General features: G+C 59.0%; 6 protein-coding genes. 1 reads left to right on the top strand and 5 read right to left on the bottom strand.

The annotated features are described in order from the left end of the window. The 5 genes from FIV38_RS06080 to FIV38_RS06060 form a co-directional block, all read right to left on the bottom strand. Positions 1 to 1,026, bottom strand: a complete 1,026-nt coding sequence (locus tag FIV38_RS06080) for an ABC transporter substrate-binding protein (RefSeq protein ID WP_029298779.1) — start codon at positions 1,024 to 1,026, stop codon at positions 1 to 3. A 14-nt stretch (positions 1,027 to 1,040) separates the two neighbouring features. Further along, positions 1,041 to 1,925: a TauD/TfdA dioxygenase family protein gene (locus FIV38_RS06075; RefSeq protein ID WP_092232576.1), complete on the bottom strand. Its 885-nt coding sequence runs from the start codon at positions 1,923 to 1,925 to the stop codon at positions 1,041 to 1,043. A 234-nt stretch (positions 1,926 to 2,159) separates the two neighbouring features. Beyond that, positions 2,160 to 3,521: an HlyD family type I secretion periplasmic adaptor subunit gene (locus FIV38_RS06070; RefSeq protein WP_029298775.1), complete on the bottom strand. Its 1,362-nt coding sequence runs from the start codon at positions 3,519 to 3,521 to the stop codon at positions 2,160 to 2,162. Next, positions 3,511 to 5,667 carry a type I secretion system permease/ATPase gene (locus tag FIV38_RS06065; protein WP_092232573.1) on the bottom strand — a complete coding sequence of 719 codons (2,157 nt, stop codon included), beginning with the start codon at positions 5,665 to 5,667 and terminating at the stop codon, positions 3,511 to 3,513. Before FIV38_RS06065 ends, FIV38_RS06070 begins: the two co-directional genes overlap by 11 nt. A gap of 41 nt (positions 5,668 to 5,708) precedes the next feature. Continuing rightward, a complete protein-coding gene (locus tag FIV38_RS06060) occupies positions 5,709 to 7,055 on the bottom strand; it encodes a TolC family outer membrane protein (protein ID WP_029298771.1) in 1,347 nt (448 codons plus the stop codon). 340 nt (positions 7,056 to 7,395) lie between these two features. Here FIV38_RS06060 and FIV38_RS30670 point away from each other — a divergent pair, with 340 nt between their 5' ends. Beyond that, positions 7,396 to 17,556, top strand: coding sequence for a retention module-containing protein (locus tag FIV38_RS30670; protein WP_146492543.1), 10,161 nt, complete (start codon positions 7,396 to 7,398; stop codon positions 17,554 to 17,556). Positions 17,557 to 17,682 lie beyond the last annotated feature (126 nt).

The raw sequence follows: 17,682 nt of genomic DNA, 5'->3' as shown, positions 1-17,682 counted from the left end.
TCAGCTCCCTTGCAGCGGCTTGGCATCCTGGAAGAAGTAATCCTTCCACGACTCGGGTTTGTTCTTGATCGCGCCCACGCGGTAGAGGAACTCGGCCAGCGGGTAGGTGTTTTTCGGGGTGACGCTGAATTCGAATTGCGGGTTGTCGATGATTTTCAGCAGCGCGGCACGGTCGATCTTGGCCTTGGTCACGCGGATGTAGGTGTCGGCAGCGGCGCCCTTGTCGTTCTGCGCAAACTGCGCGGCCTCGGTCAGTGCATCGATAAAGGCTTTGTAGGTTTTCGGGTTGTCGTTGCGAAACTTCTCGGTGGCGAACAGCACGGTCGGCGAGTTCGGCCCCAACAGGTCATAGGTGTTGAGCACCACATGCACGTTCGGGTTGGCCAGGGCCTGGTCCTGGAACGGCGGGTTGGAGAAGTGCCCGGTCAGCTCGGTACCGCCGGCGATCAGCGCAGCCGTGGCGTCCGGGTGCGGGACGGCGATGGTGTATTTATCCAGGCGATTGAATTCCTTGTCGCCCCATTGCTTGGCCGCCGCGTATTGCAGGAACCGCGACTGCACGGAAACCCCCACGGCCGGTACCGCGATGCGGTCTTTTTCGGTGAAGTCGGCGATGGTCTTGACCTTGGGATTGTTGCTGACCAGGTAGTAAGGGAAGTTGCCCAGGGAAGCCACGGCCTTGACGTTCTGCTTGCCATGGGTGCGGTCCCAGATGGTCAGCAGCGGGCCGACACCGGCGCCGGCAATGTCGATGGAGCCAGACAGCAGTGCGTCATTGACCGCCGCGCCACCGGACAATTGGGTCCAGTCGACCTTGATGTCGATACCTTCCTGCTTGCCGTATTTTTCGATCAGGTTCTGGTCGCGCACCACATTGAGCAGCAAGTAAACGATGCCGAACTGCTCGGCAATGCGAATCTCGCCTTCGGCCTGGGCGACAGTGGGAGCAACCAGACTGCCGGCCAACAGGCTGACGCCAAGGCCAACGGTGGCGGCCAATCGTGCAAAGGGGGTTTTCCTGGACATGGTCATGCTCCGAATCAGAAGGGGGCGTCGCCCTGGATGGTGGTGCGAAACAGTTTGCGACGCAGGTGGCTGGGGCAACCGGCGGCCAGGTGGATCAGCGAGCGGTTGTCCCAGAACACCAGGTCGTGGGGCTGCCAGCTGTGGCGGTAGATGTTGTGCGGGTGGATGCTGTGGGCGAAGAGTTGGGCCAGCAGATCGCGGCTTTCGTCCTCGGGCAGGCCGACGATACGGGTGGTGAAGCCTTCGCTGACGAACAGCGCCTGGCGCCCGTTTTCCGGGTGGGTACGCACCACCGGGTGCACCACTTCGGCGACCTGGGCCAGTTGTTCGGGGGTCAGGGTCGGGCGCCAGTTGCCTTCGAATTTGGTTTCGCTGTAGCGCGCGGTGTACGAATGCGCAGCGCTGCGACCTTCCACGGCCTTGCGCAGATGCTCGGGCAACTGGTCCCAGGCTTTGTGCATGTCGGCAAACAGCGTGTCGCCGCCTTCGGACGGCAGTTCCTGAGCGTGGAGCATCGAGCCCAGGCTCGGCAGTTCCTTGTATGACAGGTCCGAGTGCCAGAATTTGCCCGCGTCGCCCAGGCCGATGGACTGGCCGTTTTCAATGATGTTGGAAACGATGAGGATTTCCGGGTGGTTGGCCAGCAGGAACTGTTTGAGCACATGGATCTGCAACACGCCGAAGCGGCGACTGAAGGCGATCTGTTGCTCGGGGGTAATGCGCTGGTCGCGGAACACCACCACATGGTGGTCCAGGTGCGCGCGGTGGATGCGGGCGAAGTCCTGGTCGTTGACCGGGCGCGACAGATCCAGGCCAATGATCTCGGCGCCTACGCTGCCGGGGAATGGGCGGATGTCGAAGGTTTGGGCGATGGGTAAGGCGGCTGTGGCGGTGGACATGTGATCACTCCCTGGCAGTCAGGAGAGTGACTTTATAGATATAAGAATTTAAATTTAAATACCGTTAGAGAATAACGATATGGCCTTTTGAGGATAAAGGCCGGAAGCTGTGGGGAGGTTGAGGGCCCCTTCGCGAGCAAGCCCGCTCCCACATTCGACCGATTTCCAACATGGGAATGCAGTCGAATGTGGGAGCGGGCTTGCTCGCGAAAGGGCCCGCCCAGACACCGAAAATCAACGCTCCTGCAGCGACTCGGCCCGGGCCTTGATGATGGGCTTGAGCAGGTAGCTGAGGATGGTCTTCTTGCCGGTGATGATGTCGACCGAGGCGACCATGCCGGGGATGATGATCAGTGGCTTCTCATCGGTGCCCAGGTGGCTGCGGTCGGTGCGCAAGGTGATCATGTAGTAGGTGGTTTTCTTGTCTTCATCGGTGATGGTGTCGGCACCGATGCGCTCCAGCTTGGCCTTGAGGCCGCCGTAGATGGTGTAGTCATAGGCGGTGAACTTGACCACGGCTTCTTGCCCCGGGTGCAGGAAGGCGATGTCTTGCGGGCGGATCTTGGCTTCTACCAGCAAGGTGTCATCCAGCGGCACGATTTCAACCATGTCGCTGCCGGGCTGGATCACGCCGCCAATGGTATTGACCAACAGTTGCTTGACGATCCCGCGCACCGGCGAGGTGACCAGGGTCCGGCTCACGCGGTCTTCGAGAGCTTTGCCGGTGGCCTGGGCCTTGTTCAGGTCAGTGCGTGCCTCGTTGAGCTCGGTCAGCGCTTCACTGCGGTATTTACCACGCGTTTCGTCGATCTTGCGTTGTACTTCCTTGATCGCCGAGTCGGCACGGGGGATGGCCAAGGTGGTAGCGTCCAGTTGCCCACGGGTTTCCATTTCTGCGCGCTTGAGGCGCAGCACTTCCACCGGCGACACCGCGCCCTGGGCGACCAGGGGTTCGGACATGTTGATTTCCTGGCGCTGCAACGACAGTTGGTTACGGTACTGGCCTTGCTTGGAGGTGTATTCGCGCATCTCCTGCTGGCGCTGGGTCAGTTGTTCCTGCAAACCGCCGATTTCATCCTTGAACTGCTGGCGCCGGCTTTCATACAGCGACTGCTCGTTGATGGCCTGGGTGGGCGCAGCGGCACGCACGTCTTCAGGGATGTTCAATGGCCGGTCTTCGACCTGGGCGTTCAAGCGTTCGATGCGCAGCAACAGCGACAGGCGCTGGGCCTCGGTTTCACCGGCGTTGGAGACAAAGCGTGTGTCGTCCAGGCGGATCAGTGGCGCGCCAGCCTCGACGATCTGCCCTTCCTTGACGTACAGCTCGGCGACGATGCCGCCCTCAAGGTTCTGGATCTTCTGCAACTTGGAGGATGGAATAGCCTTGCCATCACCGCGTGTCACTTCGTCGACCTTGGCAAAACCGGCCCACAGCAGCATGCACAGGAAAAACCCGATGATCCCCCAGATGGTCAACCGCACCACACGCGGGGCATCTTCGATCAGGGCCTTCTTGACCTCTGGCAGTGGCTGGCCATCCAGCGAATCGGAACCAATGAAATAGCGACGGACCGCGTCCTTGAATTTACGCAACACTGATCTGCCCCTTCTTCAACGCTTCCATCACTACGGCTTTCGGGCCATCGGCAAGGATTTGCCCACGGTCGATGACCAACAAACGGTCCACCAGGGACAACAGCGACGCACGGTGCGTCACCAGCACCACGGTCTTGTTTTCCACAACGGCTTGCAGGCGCTGTTTCAAGCGTTCTTCACCGGTGTTGTCCATGGCGCTGGTTGGTTCGTCCAGCAGCAGGATAGGCGGGTTGAGCAACAGGGCGCGGGCCAGGGCGACGTTTTGTCGCTGGCCGCCAGAGAGGTTCTGGCCGCGCTCGCCCACTTGCAGCTCGTAGCCTTGTGGATGCAAGCGGGCAAATTCGTGGACGCCCGCCAGCTCAGCGGCTTGCAGTACCACTTCGTCTTCAACGTAACGGGCGCCGGAGACCAGGTTGTCGCGCAGGGTGCCGGCCAGCAGTTGGATGTCCTGGGGCACATAACCGACGTTGTGGCGCAGTTCGCTGACGTCGATCTGGCGAATGTCCACGCCGTCCACCAGCAAGGCGCCGGAGTCGGGTTGGTAGAGGCCCACGATCAGTTTGGCCAGGGAGCTTTTACCCGAGCCGCTGCGCCCGATGATGCCGATCTTCTCGCCGGGCTTGATCACCAGGTTGATGTTCTTGAGTGCCATGTTCTGCTGGTTGGGGTACGTGAAATTCAGGCCCCGGCACTCGATGGCGCCCTGCAGGGTACGGCGGCTCAAAGGGCGTTCTTCGAAGTTGCGCTCTTGGGGCAGCTCCATCATCTGGTCGGTGGAGACCATGGTGACCTTGGCTTGCTGGTAGCGGGTCATCAGGCCCGACAGCGACGCCAGCGGGCTGAGGGCGCGGCCACTGAGCATGTAGCAGGCAATCAGGCCGCCCATGCTGAGGTGGCCGTCGATGATCTGGTAGACCCCGAAGACAATCATGATCACACCCGCCAATTGCTGGATCAGCAGGGTGATGTTCATCGACAGCCCAGAGAGCATTTTCACCCGCAATTCAAGGCGGCTGAGGGTGCCAATGGTTTGCTCCCACTGGTATTGGCGCTCGCTTTCAGCGTTGTTGACCTTGACCGCATCCAGCCCAGCCAGGGTTTCGATCAGGCTCGACTGGCGCTCGGAGGCCAGGGCCATGGTGCGTTCCATGGTGGCGACCAGCGGCTTTTGCAGCAGGTAGCCGATGCCCAGGGCAATCGGGAAGGCCAGCATGGGGATCCACACCAGATGCCCGCCGAGGATCGCGATCACCATGAATATCAGCAGGGTAAACGGCAAGTCGATCAGGCTGGTGAGCGTCAGGGAGGCGAGGAAATCACGCAGGCTCTGAAACTCGTGGATGTTCTGGGCGAAGCTGCCGACCCGTGCCGGGCGGTACTTCATCGACATACCGACGATCCGCTCGAACAACGTGGCCGAGATGATCAGGTCGGTTTTCTTGCCGGCCAGGTCCAGGCACAGGCTGCGCAGGCTCTTGAGGACCAGGTCGAAGACGTAGGCGATGAAAATACCGGTCGCCAGCACCCACAGGGTGGCGGTGGCCTGGTTGGGCACGACGCGGTCGTAGACGTTCATCACGAACAGCGGCGCTGCCATGGCAATCAGGTTGATCAGGAAACTGGCGGCGATGGCATCGGCGTAGAGCCAGCGCGAACGCTTGAGGGTGTCACGAAACCAGGAGCGGGCCCGGGGGATCAGGGTGCCGTGGCTGACATCGAATTTGTGTTGGGGCTGGGCAAAGAACACTTTACCGGTGTAGTCATCGGCCAACGCCTGGCGCTTGACGATGGTTTCACCGCCATCGCTTTCGCTGAGCAGCACCTGCGCCTCGTCCTCACCCTGCCAGCCGAGCAGCACGGCGCTACGGCCATCCTTGAGCAACAGCAGCGCCGGCATGGCAATCGGGGGGATCGAATCGAGCTTGCGTTGCAGCAGCCGCCCTTGCAAACCGGCGCGGGCTGCAGCCCGGGCCAGCAAGTCGGCGGTCAGTTGCTGTGCCGGCAATGGCAGACCGGTGGTCAGCATCGCCGCACTGGCGGGCTTCTGGTGCAGGGCGCAGAGAGCCAACAACCCGTCGAGTAACGGGTCGTCGTGCAATGTGCGTGGATCATGACTGAGATGGACTCGACTGACTTCTGATTCCACGCGGGCTCTCTCAACTAACAGATGGGACTATAAGGAATAGCTCAATTCATCCCAGGCAGTTGGACTTTCGGCTTCACGTCGTTCTGGACGACGGAGGCCATCGGTGCGACCACTCCTTGGCTCTTGAGCAACTCGCCCATGGTCGCCTTGATTCGGTACTGAGTAAATAACTGAACGTTTTTTATCTCTTCCAAACGACGCGAAGCCGTGAACAGCTCGTTTTCACTGTCGAGCAAGTCAAGCAGAGTTCGTTCGCCCAGGCTGAATTGTTTCTGGTAGGCGCCGCGCACCTTGCTGCTGTGGTCGACGTATTGCTGGGCAATCGGCACCTGGGCATTGGCGTTGTTCATGGCGTTCCAGGCCAGGCCCAGTTCTTCGTTCAACTGGCGCAAGGCGTTGTTGCGGATATCCAGGGCCTGGTTGGACTGGTAGGACTTGGACTCCAGCTCAGCCTTGTTGCTGCCACCGGCGTACAGGTTGAAGCGCATGCGCAGCATGGCTTCCCAGCCGTTGTTGTGGCTGGCGTCGCCGTCGATGTTGTTGTCGGCGTTACGGCCCAACTCGGCGTCGAAACGTGGGTAGAAGGAAGACTTGGCGGCTTCGTATTGTTTTTCGGCAGCGGCGATGTCGGATTCGGCCGAACGCAGGATCGGGCTGTTATCGAGCATCTGGCGACGCGCTTCATTCAGGTCTGCAGGCAGCAGCGCCATGAAGCTGGGCGGACGCTCCAACTGATCGGCTTCTTGACCGACGGCACTGAGGTAGTTGGTCTGGGCGTCGGCCAGGTTGGTCTGCTCGGTGATCACGTTGTTACGAGCTTGGGCCAAACGGGCTTCAGCCTGGTCCAGGTCAGCCCCGCTGCCGACACCGCGCTGGGTGCGCAGTTTGATCTGGTCGTAGATGCGCTCGTGGTTACGCAGGTTGTCCTCGGCCAGACGCACGAACTCACGACGGGTCAGGACGTCCAGGTAAACCTGGGCTACCGTCAATGCAGTGCGCTCGGAAGTGCCAAGCAACGAAAAAGCGCGGGAGTTAACGGTGGCTTGTTGACGCCCAACTTCACTGGAGGTGGCAAAACCGTCAAAAACCATTTGCTGCAGGCGCAGGCTCGATTCACCGCGATTGAGGGTGTCCCAATGGCCGCCACGGGCGCGGGTAGATGAACTGTCGGTGCCTTCACGGCCATAACCCGCGTTCAGGTCGACACGGGGCAGGTAACCACCCTTGGCCGCACGCAACTGATAGTCAGCCGCGATACGAGCGTTGACACCTGCCTGAATCTCAGGGTGCACATCCAGCGCTTGCTGCATGGCCTGGGGCAGGGTTTGGGCTTGTACGAAACTGGCGGCGAGAACGAACGGTATTGCCTTAAGCAGGTGCAAACGCATTTTAAGAATCCCCAGGACTTCTTGTCTCAAGTCACAGCACTTGGTTGTGCTGCGTTAGAAAATGGCTACCGTAATGACCGTACGTCGGAAAGTTCAAAAGCGGAACTGGTTCACACATGTAGGACGGTTCGCCGCATGAATATCAATGTGACATTAGCGAGGCGATTGTTTAGGATGGCGCCAAGAAGGTCAATAGTTTGGCATAAAGTAAATCGCCAAAAAATATAGCCAATTATTTGACGTCACTCGTTTTATAAACTACGCACCTCCCAGGCTGATGAATCCCATCGGATCTCAGCCTTAGGAACACCCACAGAATGGATCGCCGGAGAAATCTTCAATGAGCAGTGTTGTTGCAATCGTCAAAAGCATTGTTGGCCAAGTTTTCGTCATTTCTCCGGAAGGCGCCCGTCGGGTGCTGGTTGAAGGTGATCGCCTGTTTGCCGGCGATCAGATAGACACCGGCATGTCGGGCTCCGTGAGCCTGGAGCTGGCCGATGGCCGTACGCTGGACCTGGGGCGTGATACCCAGTGGAGCGCCAACGCTCCCGACTCCAGCACCGACCTGGCCCAAGCCACTGCACAGGCCGCACCTTCGGTTGCCGAACTGCAGCAGGCCATTGCCGCCGGCGCTGACCCGACCACCGACCTGGAAGCCACCGCCGCAGGCGCGACAGCTTCCGGCACGGGCGCTGCCGGTGGCGGCCACAGCTTTGTGATGCTTGATGAGACCGCAGGCTCGGTCGATCCGACCATTGGGTTTCCGACTGCTGGCCTGGGTTTCGCAACCAATGCGTTGACCAACGAACTCGGCGGGCAGCCGACTGACCCACTCACGGCCGCACCGTTGCCGTCGACCCTGACCCTGGGCGCCACACCGACCATCACCGAAGCCGGCGGCGTGCTGACCTACACCGCCACAGTGACCCAGCCGTCCACCAGCAACCTGACGATCACCCTGTCCAACGGCGCGGTGATCACCATCCCGGCCGGCCAAGTGACCGGCTCCGTCAATGTGCCTTTGGCGCCCAACGACAGCCCGTACATCGATCCAGGCCAGATCAGCGTCACCGTCACCGGCACCACCGGCGGTAACAACCTGATCTTGACCGTCGACCCGACGCCGGCAGTCACCCAGATCACCGACACCATCGACACCACCACTGTGACCCTGACAGCAGGCGAAACAGTGACCGAAGGCGGCCAGATCACTTACACCGCGACCCTGACCAACCCGGCACAGACCCCTGTCACCATAACCTTGAGCAACGGCTCGGTGATCACCATTGAGGCAGGCAAGTCCACCGGTACGGTGGTGGTCGATACACCGGCCAACGACGTCTACAACAATGGCAGCACGGTCAGCACCACCATTACCGGGGCAACCGGTGGCAACTTCGAAAAGCTGGAGCCAGACACCACCCCAGCTGTCACCACGATCACCGACTCGGTGGATGACACTGGCCTGACCCTCACCGCCACCAATACTGTGACCGAAGGCGGCCAGATCACCTACACCGCGACGCTGACCAACCCGGCGCAAACCCCGGTTACCGTGACGTTGTCCAACGGTTCGGTGATCACCATCAAGGCCGGCGAATCCGTCGGCACCGTGGTGGTCGATACCCCGGCGAACGACGTCTACGTCAACGGCAGCACCGTCACTACGACTATCACCGGGACCACCGGTGGCAACTTTGAAAACCTGGTGCCCAACACGACGCCAGCCGTCACGACCATCACCGATTCGGTCGACACCACCACCGTGACACTGACAGCGCCAGGCGATGTCAACGAAGGCGGCCAGATCACCTACACCGCCACGCTTTCCAATAAAGCAGACACCGACGTTACGCTGAAGCTGGATAACGGTTCGACCATCATCATCAAGGCGGGTGAAACCGTTGGCTCCGTCACCGTCGATGCTCCGGGCGATGATGTGTTTGTCGACAAAAGCACGCAAACTGTGAAGATCGTCGAGACTGATGGCGGTAACTTCGAAAAACTGGAAGTGGCCGGTGACGGCGCTACCACCACCGTGAACGACACCATCGACAAGGTCGATGTGGTCCTGACGGCGACCACCACCGTGGGCGAAGGCGGCCAGATCGTTTACACCGCGTCGCTGGTGGACAAGGCGGGTAATCCGGTCACCAACACCACCAATCCGTTGACCGTGACCCTGGACAATGGCCAGACCATTACCATTGGCGTCGGCCAATCCGCGGGCACTGCCAGCACTGTTGCGCCTAATGACGTGTATGAGGGCAACCAGACCGTCACCACCGCGATCACCAATGTGACCGGCGGCGCGCATTTCGAGAACCTGGTACCTGGCACCACGCCAGTCAACACCACCGTGACCGACACACCCGGCACCACCGACACCACCACCGTCACCCTGACCGCACCGGGCGAGGCCGACGAGGGTGGCAACATCACCTACACCGCGACCCTGAGCAACAAGGCCGGCAGCGACCTGACCCTTACCTTGAGCAATGGTGACGTCATCACTATCGCCAAGGGCGAGACCACGGGCCAAGTGACCTCCAAGGCACCGACCGACGACGTATTCAAAGATGCGGGTCCGATCAACGTCACGATCAATCCGGACTTTGTGGGTGGTGGTTTCGAGAAGCTTGATATCGCTCCGGGTGGGGCGACGACGCAGATCAACGACACCATCGACAAGGTTGATGTGGTGCTGACTGCGACCAAAACCGTGGGTGAAGGTGGTGAGATCGTTTACACCGCTACCTTGGTGGATAAGAACGGCGCACCGGTGACTAATATCACCAGCCCAGTGACTGTGACTCTGGATAACAACCAGGTCATCACCATTGGCGTGAACCAGTCGAGCGGGACTGTCTCGGTTGTGGCTCCGGATGATGTTTACAAAGGTGATCAGACCGTTACTACCGGCATCAAGGAAGTAACGGGTGGTGAGCACTTTGAAAATCTGGTTCCGGGCACTGACAAGGTCACCACGACTGTCACCGACACACCGGGCACCGATAACACCACTACCGTGACGTTGACGGCTCCGACTGAAGTAAGTGAAGGCGGCAAGATTACTTACACCGCTACGCTTTCTAATAAAGCGGATACCGACGTCACCCTGACGCTCGATAACAAACAAACCATCACCATCAAGGCTGGCGAAACTGTTGGTACCGTGATTGTTGATGCTCCAGGCGATGACGTGTTCATCGACAAGAGCACCCAAACCGTCCAGATCACCGGCACCACGGGTGGCAACTTCGAGAAGCTCGTAGTCGCAGGCGACGGCGCTACCACCACGATCAACGACACCATCGATAAAGTCGATGTGGTCCTGACTGCCACCAAAACTGTCGGCGAAGGCGGCGAGATCGTTTACACCGCAACCCTGGTCGACAAGGACGGTAAGCCAGTTACCAACACCACCGGCCCGCTGACCATCACCCTCGATAACAAACAGGTCATCACCATTGGTGTGAACGAGTCGAGCGGTACTGTTTCGGCTGTAGCGCCGGACGATGTGTACAAAGGCGACCAGACTGTTACGACCGGCATCGAAAAAGTCACCGGTGGCGAGCACTTTGAAAATCTGGTCCCAGGTACCGATAAAGTCACGACCGTCGTAACTGACACACCGGGCACCGACAACACCACCACCGTCACCTTGACCGCGCCAGACGCCGTCAACGAAGGCGGGAAAATCACTTACACCGCCACCTTGAGCAACAAGGCTGACACCGACGTCACCCTGACGCTCGATAACAAACAAACCATCACCATCAAAGCCGGCGAAACCGTTGGTACTGTGATTGTTGATGCCCCTGGCGATGACGTGTTCATCGATAAGAGCACCCAGACCGTCCAGATCACCGGCACTGAAGGCGGTAACTTCGAGAAGCTGGTGGTTGCAGGCGACGGTGCGACTACGCAGATCAACGACACCATCGACAAAGTTGATGTGGTGCTGACTGCCACCAAAACTGTCGGCGAAGGCGGCGAGATCGTTTACACCGCGACTTTGGTTGATAAAGACGGCAAGCCAGTCACCAACACCACCGGCCCGCTGACCATCACCCTCGATAACAAACAGGTCATCACCATTGGTGTGAACGAGTCGAGCGGTACTGTTTCGGCTGTAGCGCCGGATGATGTGTACAAAGGCGACCAAACTGTTACGACCGGCATCGAAAAAGTCACCGGTGGCGAGCACTTCGAGAACCTGGTCCCTGGTACTGACAAAGTCACGACCGTCGTAACCGACACACCGGGTACTGATAACACCACCACTGTGACCCTGACGGCTCCGACTGAAGTGAGTGAAGGTGGAAAAATCACCTACACCGCCACCTTGAGCAACAAGGCTGACACTGACGTCACCCTGACCCTCGATAACAAGCAAACCATCACCATCAAAGCCGGCGAAACCGTTGGTACTGTGATTGTTGATGCCCCTGGCGATGACGTGTTCATCGATAAGAGCACCCAGACCGTCCAGATCACCGGCACTGAAGGCGGTAACTTCGAGAAGCTGGTGGTTGCAGGCGACGGTGCGACTACGCAGATCAACGACACCATCGACAAAGTTGATGTGGTGCTGACTGCCACCAAAACTGTCGGCGAAGGCGGCGAGATCGTTTACACCGCGACTTTGGTTGATAAAGACGGCAAGCCAGTCACCAACACCACCGGCCCGCTGACCATCACCCTCGATAACAAACAGGTCATCACCATTGGTGTGAACGAGTCGAGCGGTACTGTTTCGGCTGTAGCGCCGGATGATGTGTACAAAGGCGACCAAACTGTTACGACCGGCATCGAAAAAGTCACCGGTGGCGAGCACTTCGAGAACCTGGTCCCTGGTACTGACAAAGTCACGACCGTCGTAACCGACACACCGGGTACTGATAACACCACCACTGTGACCCTGACGGCTCCGACTGAAGTGAGTGAAGGTGGAAAAATCACCTACACCGCCACCTTGAGCAACAAGGCTGACACTGACGTCACCCTGACCCTCGATAACAAGCAAACCATCACCATCAAGGCCGGCGAAACCGTTGGTACTGTGATTGTTGATGCTCCAGGCGATGACGTGTTCATCGACAAGAGCACCCAAACCGTCCAGATCACCGGCACTGAAGGCGGTAACTTCGAGAAGCTTGTGGTTGCTGGCGACGGCGCTACCACCACGATCAACGACACCATCGATAAAGTCGATGTGGTCCTGACCGCGACTAAAACTGTCGGCGAAGGCGGCGAGATCGTTTACACCGCCACCCTGGTCGACAAGGACGGCAAGCCAGTTACCAATACCACTGGTCCGCTGACCATCACCCTCGATAACAAACAGGTCATCACCATTGGTGTGAACGAGTCGAGCGGTACTGTTTCGGCTGTAGCGCCGGACGATGTGTACAAAGGCGACCAGACTGTTACGACCGGCATCGAAAAAGTCACCGGTGGCGAGCACTTTGAAAACCTGGTTCCAGGTACCGATAAAGTCACGACCGTGGTGACAGATACCCCAGGTACTGATAACACCACCACTGTGACCCTGACGGCTCCGACTGAAGTGAGTGAAGGTGGAAAAATCACCTACACCGCCACCTTGAGCAACAAGGCCGACACTGACGTCACCCTGACGCTCGATAACAAACAAACCATCACCATCAAAGCCGGCGAAACCGTTGGTACTGTGATTGTTGATGCTCCAGGCGATGACGTGTTCATCGACAAGAGCACCCAGACCGTCCAGATCACCGGCACCGCGGGTGGCAACTTCGAGAAACTCGTAGTCGCTGGCGACGGCGCAACGACGCAGATCAACGACACCATCGACAAGGTTGATGTGGTCCTGACCGCCACCAAAACCGTGGGTGAAGGCGGCCAGATCGTCTACACCGCCACCTTGGTCGACAAGGCTGGAAACGTGGTGACTAACATCACCAACCCAGTGACCGTGACTCTGGATAACAACCAGGTCATCACCATTGGCGTGAATCAGTCGAGCGGTACTGTTTCGGTTGTAGCGCCGGACGATGTGTACAAAGGCGACCAAACCGTTACTACCGGCATCAAGGAAGTAACTGGCGGCGGGCACTTCGAAAACCTGGTTCCGGGCACTGACAAGGTCACCACGACTGTCACCGACACACCGGGCACCGACAACACCACCACCGTCACCTTGACCGCGCCAAGCGCCGTCAACGAAGGCGGGAAAATCACCTACACCGCCACCTTGAGCAACAAGGCTGACACCGACGTCACCCTGACCCTCGACAACAAGCAAACCATCACCATCAAGGCCGGCGAAACCGTTGGTACCGTGATTGTTGATGCTCCAGGCGATGACGTGTTCATCGATAAGAGCACCCAAACCGTCAAGATCACCGGTACTGAAGGCGGTAACTTCGAGAAGCTGGTGGTTGCAGGCGACGGTGCAACAACGCAGATCAACGACACCATCGACGATGTGAAGGTTGTGCTGACCGCCACCACCAACGTCGCCGAAGGCTGCCAGATCGTCTACACCGCCAGCCTCGTGGATAAGAACGGCGTTGCCGTGACCAACGTGGGTTCGGACCTGGTGATCAAGTTGGACAACGACTTGAACATCACCATCGGCAATGGCAAGACCAGCGGTACTGCCAACTTCACCGCGCCGAATGACTTCTACCTGGGCGCCAAGGACATTTCCGCCAAGATCACCAATGTGGTCAGCGGTGGCGACAAGTATGAAAACCTGATCCCGGTCGGCACGCCAGTAATCACCAAAGTGACGGACGTGACGAGCAACACCGTGATCAGTATTGCGGGCGATACCTCGGTGACCGAAGGCCAGACCGCTCACTACACGTTGAACCTGACCCAGCCGGCGCAAACCGAAGTCACGGTGACCCTGTCGTACAAAGGCGTGGCCCAGGACGGTTCAGACTTCAACGGCGTGTACACCGTGAAGATTCCGGCCGGCCAAAGCAGCGCGACGTTCGATATCAAGACCATCGACGACAAGCTGACCGAGCCTACGGAGAAGTTCGAGATCAGTATCTCGGGCACTTCCGGCGGTAACTTCGAGAACCTGGCTATCAGCACCACCAACGGCAAAATCGAAACGTCGATCATCGATAACGATGCGCCACCGGTTATCGACCTGGATGCCAACAATTCCAGTGGCGCCACCGGCAACGACTACAGGACTACGTTCACCGAAGGCGGCAGTGGCGTGTCGATTGCTGATACCGACATCAAGATCACCGACCCGGACAGCACCCAGCTGACTGGCGCCACGGTAGTCCTGACCAATACTCAGCCGAGCGACACGCTGGACTACAGCAAGGTCACCGGTATGAACGTGACCTCGGTCACGGACCCTGTCACCGGCAAGATCACCCTGACCCTGACCGGTACGGCGTCGCTGGCTGACTACATGCAGCAGATCAAGAACATCACGTTCGGCAACAGCAGCCACGACCCGAGCACCACGCCACGGACCATCACCGTGACGGTGACCGACGGCGGCAACTACTCGAACGTGGCAACCACCACGGTCAACGTAGTGGCGGTCAACGACGCACCGGTTGCCACCGGCGGTGCCGTCACCGGCACTGAAGACACGTCGCTGAAGCTGACCTGGGCCAACTTCGGGGTCAGCGATGTGGATTCGCCGCAGGCCAGCCTCGGGGTGAAAATCACCGAGCTGCCAGTAGCCGGCAAGCTGCAGTTCCTGGCAGCGGATGGCACTACCTGGACCAACGTGACAGCCGGCCAGACCTTCACCAAGGCGCAGATCGACGGCGGCCAGTTGCGCTTCACGCCAAATGCCAACGAATCCGGAGCCGACGGCTACGGCGGCACAGGTGTGGGCAACAAGCAGTCTGATTATGCACAGTTCAAGTTCCAGCCAACCGATGGCAAGGACCTGGGCACCAGCGCCACTGTAAAAGTCGACATCACTCCGGTTGCAGACGCGCCGACCTTGAGCGTTGCCGATAACAACATCGCCTCGGTCGGCCTGACCAAGCAGAGCTGGAACAGCATTGCGAACCTGGGCACCAACGGCAATGGCGCCTCCGCGACCGTGTTGAAAAATGCCATCGACAACGCCGGCACGCCAACCAGCACGACGGTTTCGACCACCGTCCTACCTACTGCAGATGTGCCTGGCGGTGCAGGCTCGAAGACCTCCGGCCTGATCTACCTGGAAGCCGGCAAGTCGTACACCTTCAGCGGCTACGGCGATGACAGCATCCTGGTCAATATCGGCGGCAAAGATGTGGCCAGCGGTACCTGGGGCTCGAACTCCGGCCAGTTCAACGGTACGTTCACCCCAACCAGCAACGGCTACTACAGCATTGATATCTATCATGCCAACCAATCAGGTCCGGGCAGCTTTGATCTCAAGCTGTCGGTCAACGGTGGCACCGCGACCAACCTGAGCAACACCACGATGCCGATCTACACCGGCATCAACGACCTGATCAGCGCCGGCGCGCAAGTGTCGGATCTGCACGGCACAAACGGCCAGGGTTACTACGACGCGTACAAGCTCAACGAAGGGCTGGAAAACGGCACGGTCAAACTGACCAAAGTCACCACCGGCCTGACCGATACCGACGGTTCGGAAACCCTGAGCGTGAAGATTGGCAGCATCCCGGTGGGCGCAGTGCTCAGCGACGGTGCCGGGCATACCTTCACTGCGACCCAGGGCCATACCGAGGTGGACGTCACCGGTTGGAACCTCAACAACCTGAGCCTCAAGCCACTGCCTTACACCAGCGGCCAGTACAACCTGACCGTGACGTCGACCTCCACCGAAAGCCTCGGCGGCTCGGCCACAACCGTGGCCAATCTGCCGGTCAAGGTATACCCGGCAGTCTATAGCGGGAGCACGGCGACTTCGGGCGATGACAACGTCACCGGTACCAGTGGCAACGACATCATCGTGGCGGACGTTTCGGGCCTGAACGTAGTTCAGGGCAAGAACTACAACATTGCGTTCATGATCGATACGTCGGGCAGTATGGGTTCGGACTCGGTAGCGGCGGCGAAAGCCTCGCTGACCACCGTGTTCAACTCACTGAAAAACAGTATCGGCTCCAGCACCTCCGGGGTCGTGAACATCTTCCTCGCGGATTTCAGTGACCAGGTCAATCGCACGGTTACAGTCAACCTGAAAGACCCAGGTGCACTGGATGCGCTGCAGAAAGTCCTGGATAAGATGGTGTCGACCGGCGGCACCAACTACGAAGACGTGTTCAAGGCTGCATCCAACTTCTTCCAAAGTGCCCAGGCGACTGGCAACAAGGATGCAATCAACACCACGTACTTCATCACCGATGGTGAGCCGACGTTCTACCAGCGTTCCGAGCAGACCAACCCGACCTTGTACGGCAACGTCAAGCTCGATGACGTCGTTAACATGAACAACTACACCATAGGTACCGCCACTCGGATCAATATCGATTCGAATAACTACCTCGATATCAACTCTGCCGGTAAGGTGACCCTCTTTTCCTACGGCTGGGCCTACAACAAGGGCATCATCCACGCCCAAGGGGATGGCACCTATGAGATATCGGTTCTTGACGGTTATGGTAACTACACCGATACAGCCACCGCTACCAACTCCCAGAACGCGTTCGCACTGCTCAAAGGCCTGTCCACAGGCGGCGTAGAAGCCATCGGTCTTAAAAGCGGGGTCGGCCTGGAGCAGTTGGCACCGTACGACAGCGACAACAAGCCACAAAGCAACATCGATCCGAAGGACCTGGCCAACGCCATCCTCGGTCACAGCGAGGCTACCCTGCCGGGTGCCGACCGTGTCGATGGCGGTGACGGCAACGACATCCTGTTCGGCGACCTGGTGAGCTTCACAGGTGTTACCGGCGAAGGCTACAACGCCATCCAGACCTACGTGGCAGGGAAAAACGGCGTGGCGGTGTCTGCAGTCACCGGCCAGGATGTGCATAAGTACATCACCGAGCACTACAACGAGTTCAACACCTCGGGTGCCAAGGACGGCAATGACACCCTGCTGGGTGGCTCGGGTGATGACATCCTGTTCGGCCAGGGCGGCAACGACTACCTGGACGGTGGCAAGGGCAACGACATCCTGTTGGGCGGTACCGGCAACGACACGCTGATCGGCGGCCAGGGCAATGACATCCTGATCGGCGGCACCGGTGCCGATACCTTCGTCTGGAGATCCGGTGACGTCGGCAACGATGTGATCAAGGACTTCAAGGCACTGGAAGGCGACCGCATTGACCTGCGTGACCTGCTCAAGGGTGAAACCGACAGCACCATCGACAACTTCCTGAAGTTGACCACGGTGGATAACGTGACAACGCTGCAGATCAGCTCCGAAGGCAAGCTCAACGCCGCCGGCGGCCTGGCCAATGCGGATGTGACGATCAAGCTGGAAGGTAACAACTGGTCCGGCCAGACGATCAATTCGTTGATCAGTGGTGCTGACCCGACCATCAAGGTCGATCACACCTAAGCTGAACCACTGAACCGGCCGCCTCTTGAGGCGGCCGATTCATTTGCGGCCACCGTTCACTGGCATGGGGTCGCGATTGCACGGCATACTCACGCCCAATCGCGCGCCGTTGGCCTATGCTCTGAC

Origin of the sequence: Pseudomonas proteolytica (genome assembly GCF_007858275.1) — a bacterium.
In the GTDB taxonomy this organism is placed as follows: Bacteria; Pseudomonadota; Gammaproteobacteria; order Pseudomonadales; family Pseudomonadaceae; genus Aquipseudomonas; species Aquipseudomonas proteolytica.
Note: the sequence above shows the minus strand (reverse complement) of the source record. Positions and strands in the feature narration are given on the sequence as shown.